Origin of the sequence: Clostridium sp. AF36-4 (genome assembly GCF_003435975.1) — a bacterium.
Classification (GTDB): Bacteria; Bacillota; Clostridia; order Lachnospirales; family Lachnospiraceae; genus Eubacterium_F.
In genome coordinates this window covers 1-8,955 of record NZ_QTVH01000042.1, presented here as the reverse complement: position 1 = coordinate 8,955, position 8,955 = coordinate 1, and the positions used below count along the sequence as shown (strand labels likewise).

Below are 8,955 nucleotides of genomic sequence, written 5' to 3'. Positions count from 1 at the left end.
GTTTGGGAACACACCTGCATAGCAGGTGGTTTATTTTTATTGCCAATACAATACAAACAGTTCGTAAAAGTATAATTTTACGAACTGTTTTTTTGCGTATTTACGGCAATAGCAATCTGCTTTTTTCTACTTCTCCACCAAGCTCCAGGCAGTCTCCATAGTGCCTCTGCAGTGACTTTAAGTCCATAATCATCACATAAAATACTCTGCCATTGTGCACTGAATCCACTATCCTGCCATGGTCGAGCACTGAAATATATTTACCGTCTGCTTTTTGCATATGAAAGAAAATATAATCATTTGAGTGTCCTCCGTTAATCTGCGACCATATGCTTTTTTGACAGCTTTCCTGTTCATCCGGGCGTATCAGATTGCAGAAGCTCTTACCTGTATATGCAAGCAGCTCGTCCATATTTTTACAGCCTGTAAGCCGAAGCAACTCACTGTTTGCAAGCAGAATCTCATCATTTTCTTTATCTGCTCTGTAAACAATGAAAGCTCCAGGCAAATTATTAATAATATCCTTCACTGCAAAACCAAGCTTTGCGCGGCTCTTTACATGCTCACCCTCACGATATGCCATGCAGCCGTTCTTCCCACGCATTTTCACCTTATAAAGTGCTATGTCTGCACACCGCATGAGCTGTGAACGGTCATCAGCCAAAACAGGATACTCCGCAAAGCCCAGTGAAATGGTAAATGTATGCGCTTCACCTTTACAATAAAATTTCCTGGTTTCTTCTGTAAACTTCTTAAGAAAAGGCTTAACCTCCACGACAGTGCAATCCGGCATGAAAATGCTAAACTCATCGCCTCCGTTTCTGCCTAATATAACATCCTTTGAAAAATATTGCTTCATGCTCTCTGCAAGCTTCTTAAGTACACCATCCCCCGCTGCATGTCCATACATGTCGTTTACCAGCTTGAAATCATCAATATCAAGCATCGCCATAACACAGTGCTTTTGCGGGTTCTGCCTCATATATTGCTCAACCTGCTCATCAAAGCCGAGCCTGTTGTAGATACCGGTCAGTGTGTCAGTCACAGCAAGTCTCTTGAAATTCTTCCTGTTCTCATTGATTGAAATCAACGTTGCTGTAAGCCCAGTCAAAAGCAGGACTATAATTACACCTCCAATAAACATGTATATCAGGTAGTTATTATTATAAAACCCACTCTTGGGTAAAATCTCAAGCCTCCACTTGCCTCCATACACGTCAAAGTCATATATCACCGGATCGTTCAACGCTTCCTTTGAACCGTAAACCCACTCATATGTATCATCCCACGGCGAAGCACACTTCTGCAGACTGTACTTATATCCAAAATTGGAAAGAGCCTCTACAGAATCAGAAAAAATTTCCGGAACCTTCAGTATAACAATTGTGAAGCCCCAAAAGCTCTTTTTACCATTTTCATCCTCCAAATAAACCGGATTGCGCACTGCTATACCATATCCGCCCTGCTTCAGCTCAAATGGTCCCTGCATAATTACAGTGTCATTATCCCTCGCATAGCGTGAAATCTCTCCCCTGTCACTATCATTTATCAGATCTATCTTGCCGGATTCATTCAGATCCTCTGGATATATTTCATTCACAACTCCATTCGGTGCTATCTGTATACTCTGAATCGAATCGTCCATCATATTTGCTGCAATATCATAAAACTTATTTATATTTCCATCACCACTTATGACAACCTGCTTCAAGGTATCGGTAACTCCTATTCCCTCCATAAGCTCGCCATATATACGCTCCGTATATGTCATCGCATTGAGCTTTGCATTTGTCCTGTTCTGCTGTTCCTGACTCTCGCCGACTACATATATAGCGCCGATTAACGCACACATACCCAATATAAATACCACTGCCGGAACAATGAATCTCTTTTTTAGCTTTTTCATTTGTCACCTCCTAAAATCAATGTCTATCTGTTCCATATAATTTTAATATTATAGCTTTAATATAAGAAAATGTCTATAAATTTCCAGCACTTCAAACTCATAAGCAAAACGAAAAGAAGCCTCATCCAGTATAATGCTGATAGTCCTGTTTATAAGACAACATATAGAATATAATAAAGACAGTGTCTAAGTCCGATCTTTCTTCTTTCCCAACTCAGCATCATTTCGCGGAAATGATTTCCACTTATGATCAGTATGGAGGGCGCTATATGGTAACAAACAATATCTCGGAAATACGCAAAGAAAGACATCTCTTTTTATAAAAGTCTTAAAGAGACTACTCTCATCAATAGATATTTCTCTTCTCATAATAAATTCTATTTCATTGTAAGAAAAGTAAAAAGTTGCCACTTTTTACTTTTCTTGCTATATCAGCCTTTGGGAATTTGACCATCGACATACAGAATGTGATTAACTAACCACTCTGTGAGATATTTTAAAATACCCATAATCTGTTCATCTTGATCTTCTACCTCATCATTGTGATGTTCCATAAATTCATCAAGTTTATGTATAAATTCCTGATGTTGGACTTTTTGTGTAAATAATTTCTTATAATTGATAGATTCCATATACTGTTCTTCGTCAGCAAAATGCTTTACCGTATAATCACGAAGTTTCTCTAATATTATGTCAATTCTATCATATTTATCTGGTGTGTACTCGTCATGGAGTAGTTCATATGCTTCATCTGCATACAAAAACAATTGCTTATGTTCTTCGTCAATCATATCTATTCCGATATAATATTCTGGTTTCATTTCATACATAACTTAATCCTACTTTCATTCTTATTCTGCTTTAGAAACCCATACCATACTAGACATAATGGAAACACTATTGTCTGAAATATCCTCTATTTTCATATATGGCATCAGATTCTTCCAAAGCATTCTCTAATTGTCTTTGAAATATCTGAATCAATAAAACCTTTCTGTGACATGTCATCAAGGATATCACATGTTTTTTCATGAGATAATCCCTTTTTATAAGGTCTATCTTCCGTAAGAGCCTGATAAATATCAACACATGCCATCATACGTTCCGGCTCATTTAATTCATCCGCAGTTTTTTCAAAAGGATACCCTTTTCCATTTAATTTTTCATGATGGAATGCCGCCCAATCTCGTATATCTTCAAAATCATTAACCTCTGATAATATAAGATATGTATAACCGGCATGATTTTTCATTTTAGAAAATTCATCATCCGTAAGTTTATCCGGTTTTTCCAAAATCTCATTGCCTACCGCCATTTTTCCTATATCATGCAGGGCACCAGCCAAATACATTTTCTGTACAATGATTGAATCATATCCCATATAACGGGCAAGCAGGGAGGCTTTTTCAGCCACTCCTATAGAATGCCTGCTGGTAAAAGAAGATTTATAATCTACAATCTTAGCAAAGAAGTCTGCAACATTTTTACATGTTTCCCAATCAAAAAATTGTTTTTCTCTTGGAACAATCTCCCATAGCTTTGTTTCAAAAGAATCATCCCTTAAGCACATAAAGGATTCTTTTGTGAATCCCTTCTGAAAGGCATTAACACATTCTGAATCAAATAGTCTATCCTTATTTTGGGAAAGATACTGACATATAAAATCCCATCTATGATCAGCAGATTCAATACTATTTCCTATAATATCAACAATATCTGCAAGATGAATAATCCTTGAGAACAATGGAATTTCATGCCACTTCTTTCGAAAGGGACCGGTTCCATCAGCATGTTCATGATGATATAAAATCACATTTGAAATATCTGTTTTAAAAGGGATTTTAGTAATATTTTTTTCACCATAAACGCAATGCATATTTGTTTTGTTTTCGGATAAGTCATTTTTAATGTCGGTATCCGGATATTTCTGTACTTCTTCAGAAATATATTGTGTCAACGCATTATCGTGCAGCAAAGCGCATATAGCTAAATCTTGTAATGCATCACCTTGGATTGCACAATATTTAGCCATACACACACTAATATAAGCCACTCTCTTTCCATGTTTGTTTTTTACATTTACAAGTTCTGCTTCAATGCAGTCTAAGGCATAGGAACAAGCTCCTGCCAGTCCCACAATGTCTATGCTCAGCTGTTCTACTCTCATGTATATAATCCTTTATCGTAAAATTAAGCTTCTGAAAACTGATCTTTACCTACTGAACATAACGGGCATGTAAAATCCTCCGGAAGGTCCTCCCACTTTGTACCAGGCGCAATACCACCTTCCGGATAACCTTTCTCCTCATCATACTCCCATCCACAAACATCACATATATATTTCATTTGTTTTTCCTCCTGTAAAATATGTTAATAATACGGATTACTCCATTACAATGCAATTTCCACAATTCTGCATCACCATAATATGTACAAATACTTTTAGCATTTCCATAATCCATGCAGATTACAATATGCATATACTTCTTCTACCTGCTCGCCGTCGCAAAGGCAAAAATCCGTTGCCGGTTCCTGCCCCGGATTTAACTGCTTTCTGTAAATTCCCTGATTGGTATTTAATGTGATCCACTCAATGAAATGCTCTTCAAGCATTGGATGTTTTGTCTCTCCCGGCTTTTGCCCTGCTCCTGCGGATATGATAACGATAGCGGCATCCGCCACATCATCATAATCTTCTCCTCTTAGTAATTCTCTTCATGTACTTCAAAATAGCTCTGTGGATGATTACATACCGGACATACCTCAGGGGCTTTTGTTCCTACCATAATATGTCCACAGTTACGGCATTCCCATACCTTAACTTCGCTCTTTTCAAATACCTGTGCAGTTTCAATATTCTTAAGAAGCGCACGATATCTCTCCTCGTGATGCTTCTCAATCTCTCCAACTGCTCTGAATTTTGCTGCAAGCTCTGGGAAACCTTCTTCCTCAGCAGTTTTCGCAAAGCCTTCATACATATCTGTCCACTCATAATTTTCGCCTTCTGCAGCGGCTGCCAGGTTTTCCTTTGTATCTCCGATCCCAGCTAACTCTTTGAACCACATTTTTGCATGCTCTTTCTCATTGTCTGCTGTCTTTAAAAATAATGCTGACATCTGCTCGTAGCCTTCCTTCTTTGCTACAGAAGCAAAATAGGTATACTTATTTCTTGCCTGAGATTCTCCTGCAAATGCCTCCTGTAAATTTTTCTCTGTCTGCGTCCCTGCATATTTGTTTGCTGCCATTTCTTTTACCTCCGTTTTCTTTACTATTTTTTCAAAATCTGAAGCCGGGTGCTTACATATAGGACATATAAAATCATCCGGTAATTCTTCACCTACATATTCATATCCACAAATTCTGCAACGCCATATCGTCTGACCATCTTCCGTTTTTCCAACTTCCTCCGGCTTGGGCTTGATATTATTCTGATAATATTCGTATGTGACAGAAGGAATATCACTTAACACTTCCATATCAGTTATTTCACCGATAAACATTGTATGTGAACCCAAATTCTCTGTTTTATTAACTGTTACAGAAATGTATGCATTGGTACCTTCTGTAATATAATAAATACCATTTGTACCCCTGGCACACTTTTCAAATGTTTTAAACTTATTGGTATCCCTTCCTGATTGGAATCCAAAATGCTTAAATAATTCAAACTGCGCATTCTGACTCAGGACTGATACTGTGAATTTTCCAGTTCTTTGAATCATATCATGCGTGTAATTTGCCTTATTGACGCAGATACTTAACTGATTTGGTCCTGAGGCCGCCTGAATGGCTGTATTAATGATGCATCCGTTATCTTTTTCTGCTTCTTTAGCGGTCAATATAAACAGTCCATAACTCAACTTATACATTGCTTTCCTATCCATGCTGTTCCTCCTTTACCTTCTCCCTGCATTTCGGGCAAATGCCTTTAAATGAAATATCATAATCCACAAATTCAATTCCATGAGTATTATGAATTCTTTCCAGCAAATCCGGTATTTGATCCATATCCACATCAAAAATTTCACCGCACTTTATACATCTCACATGGTAATGATTTTTCAATGTAAAATCAAATCGGTTCGGTCCATCCGGAACTTCAACCTTTCTTAATGCACCTTCCTCTACCAATATATCAAGATTTCTATATACTGTTCCTTTTCCAATTGTTGGATATGCTTCTTTTATAAATTCATACACTTCATTTGCCGTAACATGTCTTCTCATTTCGTATACGGTATTTCTTACAAGATCTTTTTGAATAGTATTTCGCCTACTTGTCATTCGTCCTCCTTATTAGGATTAGTTCTTAATAAGGATTATATACCACTATCATCCTGTTGTCAATAAAAATAGTAATAATTCTCATTATTAATATTTGCCGTCTCTGACAATAATTACACCTCCTTCCGCATCCAAGTATGTGGACAATCTTCGTCCATATGAATATCATTCAGCTCCATATATCCTTGTTTCTTGTAAAACTCTGCCACACGACACTGTGCAGACAATTCTATTCTTTTACCCCCGAGATCACTAACTGTTTTTTCCGCACCCTGCAACATCTTTTCACCATATTGCTTCCCTCGAAATTCTTTACTAACCGCAATCCTGCCAATCACATAGCAATCTCTTTCAACAGAGAAAAAGAATCTGCAAGTAGCTACTGGAATATCGTCCTCGAAAAGCAGCATATGTTTCGCCAGATGATCTGTCTCATCAAATTCATACTTAAATCCCTGCTCTTTCATGAATACTGATTTCCGTATCGCCTTCGCTTCCTGTGGTATCTCATCATAAATCTTTTAAACATTGTTGTCCACCTTTTGTATTGATTTGCAGCAACTCTCAAAAAAATTTGGAATTTAGCGATTTCTTTTTCCGGTATTCTCTGTCCCACGGATTTCCTCATGATAGAAATAATCTACGATCACCGGATGCCCCTGCGGGACTCTGCCATAAGGCATTTCATTATCCACAAAGGCACAATCATACTTCTTAGCCATTTTCTCAGCTTTTACTTCAAGTGCTTCAAAGTAGCTGCGGTTATGCTTGTTATAGATCTCGTCGTAAAGTGGTACAAGATCAGGATATTGTCCGGCAATATAATCCATAATTGTCTTTTTGAAACCGCCTCGAAGATTGAGATTTTCGAGCCAGAACAGATCGCACTGATCCTTTACCCGCTCAAAGATTGCTTCAAAATCCGTGATACCGGGGAATACCGGGGATACGAAACAGACTGTACGGATACCTGCTTCATATACCTGCTTCATAGCAGTGATACGGCGCTCAATGCTCGAAGCAGAGTCCATATCGTTCTTGAAATTTTCATCTAGTGTGTTGATCGACCATGAAACGGTTACACGTCCAAGCTTCTTCAACAGATCAATATCCCGTACCACAAGATCCGACTTTGTGCAGATCAGAATATCTGCGTCACTGCCGATCAGCTGCTCCAGAAGTTTTCTGGTATTCCCGAATTGCTCCTCCTGTGGATTGTAGCCATCTGTCACAGAACCGATGACCACCCGCTGTCCGGCATATTTCTTCGGATTTTTAATTTCCGGCCAATGCTTCACATCAAGGAAAGTGCCCCATTCCTCCTTGTGCCCAGTAAAGCGCTTCATAAAAGAAGCATAGCAATACTTGCAGGCATGTGTACAGCCCACATAGGGATTGACCGAGTAACCGCCTACCGGCAGACTAGACTTAGTCATGATATTCTTTGTTTCCACCTCACGAATGAGGATTCCATTTATTACTTCTTCCATGATTTCTGTACCTCTAACACTTTATTAAATTCTTCCGGCATTTCCTGAATCATATTTTCATCCCCTATGATAGGGACAAGGTCTTCCTTCATAAACACCGGAATGCCGAGCTTATGTGCCTGGTCCGTCAGAGACCATGCCCATTCCGGCTCCGTATGAATCTTCCTGCTCTGAGCTCCGGTCATGGTACCGACAACGATCCAATTGATTCCAGAAAGGTCAACTGTGCCGGGATCATCGAATAACGGCTCAAAGGTAACATGGTAATGTTTTGCTCTAACGTTTTTCCGAAGGGCGTCGATACGCCACCGTTCTGCTTTCCTCGTCACCGTAACGCCAAACCATGCGTTTTCCAGATCGGTATCAAAATCCAGCAAATCAGGTCGCTTGGTAAGGAACAGGAACTGATGCTGTGGATTTTCACGGATCTTTGCAAATACCTCGTCTCTCCATTCCGGCTTCCATCCAGAGAGATCGCTCATGCCGGTAAGAAGAAAGTTCTGCGGACGTTTCTTTTCCATCATCTTGAGCTTACCTGGAAAGAATTCAGGGTCAACGAAATCATCAATCATATGCCAGCGTTTCACGTTGTTGCGGGCATAGCAATATGTACACCCCACTGTGCAGCCAATGACGATATTCATGTTCTGAATCTGATCTTTGATACAAATACTCATGACTTCTGCCACTCCTCAAGATTCTTTCTGATGCGGTCGAGGCATTCCTCAAACCGGGTAATTTCTTCCTCTGAAAAACCTTTGTAGTAAATACTGCCCATCACATCAGATACAGAATCGTACTCGCCCTTTAAGGCATGTGCTTTCTCAGTCAGAAACAGGAGCGTTTTCCTTTTGTCCGTTTCAGACTGAACACGGCTTATCAGCCCTTGATTTTCCATTCTTTCCAGCATCGTAGTAAGAGATGTTATCGCTAATCCGCATTTAGTCGAGAGTGACCTGATTGAAATACCATCCTTCTGCCACAGCACATAAAGAATACGCCCCTGGGCTCCATTAAACGCATCAATATTCTTTTCACTGAGAATCTTCTCGAAAATCCGGTCTCCAAGCTGTTTTATTTTGGTAACAAGAAATCCTCCATTCATTTCCATACAAAAGCTCCTATATAGTAGTTTATTAAAAACATACTATATAGGAGCTTTATTGTCAACAGTTTATATGTCTTAATAGGTAAATTCCGTTTTTTTCAATTCTCCAAACTGGAAGTTTACTTTCTCTTTGGAGTCCAAGGAATACAGCGATTCACATTTTTACA

At 39.0% G+C, this 8,955-nt stretch carries 10 protein-coding genes and 2 pseudogenes; all 12 read right to left on the bottom strand.

All coding sequences use genetic code 11. The annotated features are described in order from the left end of the window. Positions 1-100: 100 nt before the first annotated feature. The 12 genes and pseudogenes from DW005_RS13040 to DW005_RS12990 all read right to left on the bottom strand — a co-directional run bounded on the left by DW005_RS13040 (position 101) and on the right by DW005_RS12990 (position 8,791). Entirely contained in the window at positions 101-1,906 is a 1,806-nt protein-coding gene (locus DW005_RS13040) for a diguanylate cyclase (RefSeq protein ID WP_117480079.1), read from the bottom strand. Positions 1,907-2,337: 431 nt separating this feature from the next. Beyond that, positions 2,338-2,736 (bottom strand): hemerythrin family protein, encoded by a 399-nt coding sequence (locus tag DW005_RS13035; protein ID WP_117480077.1) that lies wholly within the window; start codon positions 2,734-2,736, stop codon positions 2,338-2,340. A 104-nt stretch (positions 2,737-2,840) separates the two neighbouring features. Next, positions 2,841-4,073: an HD domain-containing phosphohydrolase gene (locus DW005_RS13030; protein WP_117480075.1), complete on the bottom strand. Its 1,233-nt coding sequence runs from the start codon at positions 4,071-4,073 to the stop codon at positions 2,841-2,843. A gap of 23 nt (positions 4,074-4,096) precedes the next feature. Continuing rightward, positions 4,097-4,252, bottom strand: coding sequence for a rubredoxin (locus tag DW005_RS13025; protein WP_117480073.1), 156 nt, complete (start codon positions 4,250-4,252; stop codon positions 4,097-4,099). A 96-nt stretch (positions 4,253-4,348) separates the two neighbouring features. After that, a pseudogene (locus DW005_RS13020) lies at positions 4,349-4,537 on the bottom strand (desulfoferrodoxin family protein); the annotation flags it as partial. 71 nt (positions 4,538-4,608) lie between these two features. Then, positions 4,609-5,280, bottom strand: coding sequence for a rubrerythrin (gene rbr / locus DW005_RS14455; protein ID WP_347461755.1), 672 nt, complete (start codon positions 5,278-5,280; stop codon positions 4,609-4,611). Positions 5,281-5,337: 57 nt separating this feature from the next. Continuing rightward, positions 5,338-5,775, bottom strand: a pseudogene (locus DW005_RS14450) (flavin reductase family protein); the annotation flags it as partial. A 7-nt stretch (positions 5,776-5,782) separates the two neighbouring features. Next, positions 5,783-6,190 carry a transcriptional repressor gene (locus DW005_RS13010; protein ID WP_005426682.1) on the bottom strand — a complete coding sequence of 136 codons (408 nt, stop codon included), beginning with the start codon at positions 6,188-6,190 and terminating at the stop codon, positions 5,783-5,785. Positions 6,191-6,303: 113 nt separating this feature from the next. Next, positions 6,304-6,657, bottom strand: a complete 354-nt coding sequence (locus tag DW005_RS13005) for a GNAT family N-acetyltransferase (RefSeq protein ID WP_117480068.1) — start codon at positions 6,655-6,657, stop codon at positions 6,304-6,306. 114 nt (positions 6,658-6,771) lie between these two features. Beyond that, the gene (locus DW005_RS13000) at positions 6,772-7,680 is read right to left on the bottom strand and encodes a radical SAM mobile pair protein B (protein WP_117480066.1); all 909 of its coding nucleotides are present in this window, start codon (positions 7,678-7,680) and stop codon (positions 6,772-6,774) included. Beyond that, entirely contained in the window at positions 7,668-8,357 is a 690-nt protein-coding gene (locus DW005_RS12995; RefSeq protein ID WP_117480064.1) for a radical SAM mobile pair protein A, read from the bottom strand. Before DW005_RS12995 ends, DW005_RS13000 begins: the two co-directional genes overlap by 13 nt. Beyond that, positions 8,354-8,791 (bottom strand): radical SAM mobile pair system MarR family transcriptional regulator, encoded by a 438-nt coding sequence (locus DW005_RS12990; protein ID WP_117480062.1) that lies wholly within the window; start codon positions 8,789-8,791, stop codon positions 8,354-8,356. Before DW005_RS12990 ends, DW005_RS12995 begins: the two co-directional genes overlap by 4 nt. Positions 8,792-8,955 lie beyond the last annotated feature (164 nt).

Coding starts and splice junctions, on each gene's coding strand:
- DW005_RS12990 (WP_117480062.1), bottom strand. CDS start 8,791: ATGGAAATGAATGGAGGATTTCTTGTTACCAAAATAAAACAGCTTGGA.
- DW005_RS13005 (WP_117480068.1), bottom strand. CDS start 6,657: ATGAAAGAGCAGGGATTTAAGTATGAATTTGATGAGACAGATCATCTG.
- DW005_RS13010 (WP_005426682.1), bottom strand. CDS start 6,190: ATGACAAGTAGGCGAAATACTATTCAAAAAGATCTTGTAAGAAATACC.
- DW005_RS12995 (WP_117480064.1), bottom strand. CDS start 8,357: ATGAGTATTTGTATCAAAGATCAGATTCAGAACATGAATATCGTCATT.
- DW005_RS13025 (WP_117480073.1), bottom strand. CDS start 4,252: ATGAAATATATATGTGATGTTTGTGGATGGGAGTATGATGAGGAGAAA.
- DW005_RS13030 (WP_117480075.1), bottom strand. CDS start 4,073: ATGAGAGTAGAACAGCTGAGCATAGACATTGTGGGACTGGCAGGAGCT.
- DW005_RS13040 (WP_117480079.1), bottom strand. CDS start 1,906: ATGAAAAAGCTAAAAAAGAGATTCATTGTTCCGGCAGTGGTATTTATA.
- DW005_RS13000 (WP_117480066.1), bottom strand. CDS start 7,680: ATGGAAGAAGTAATAAATGGAATCCTCATTCGTGAGGTGGAAACAAAG.
- DW005_RS13035 (WP_117480077.1), bottom strand. CDS start 2,736: ATGTATGAAATGAAACCAGAATATTATATCGGAATAGATATGATTGAC.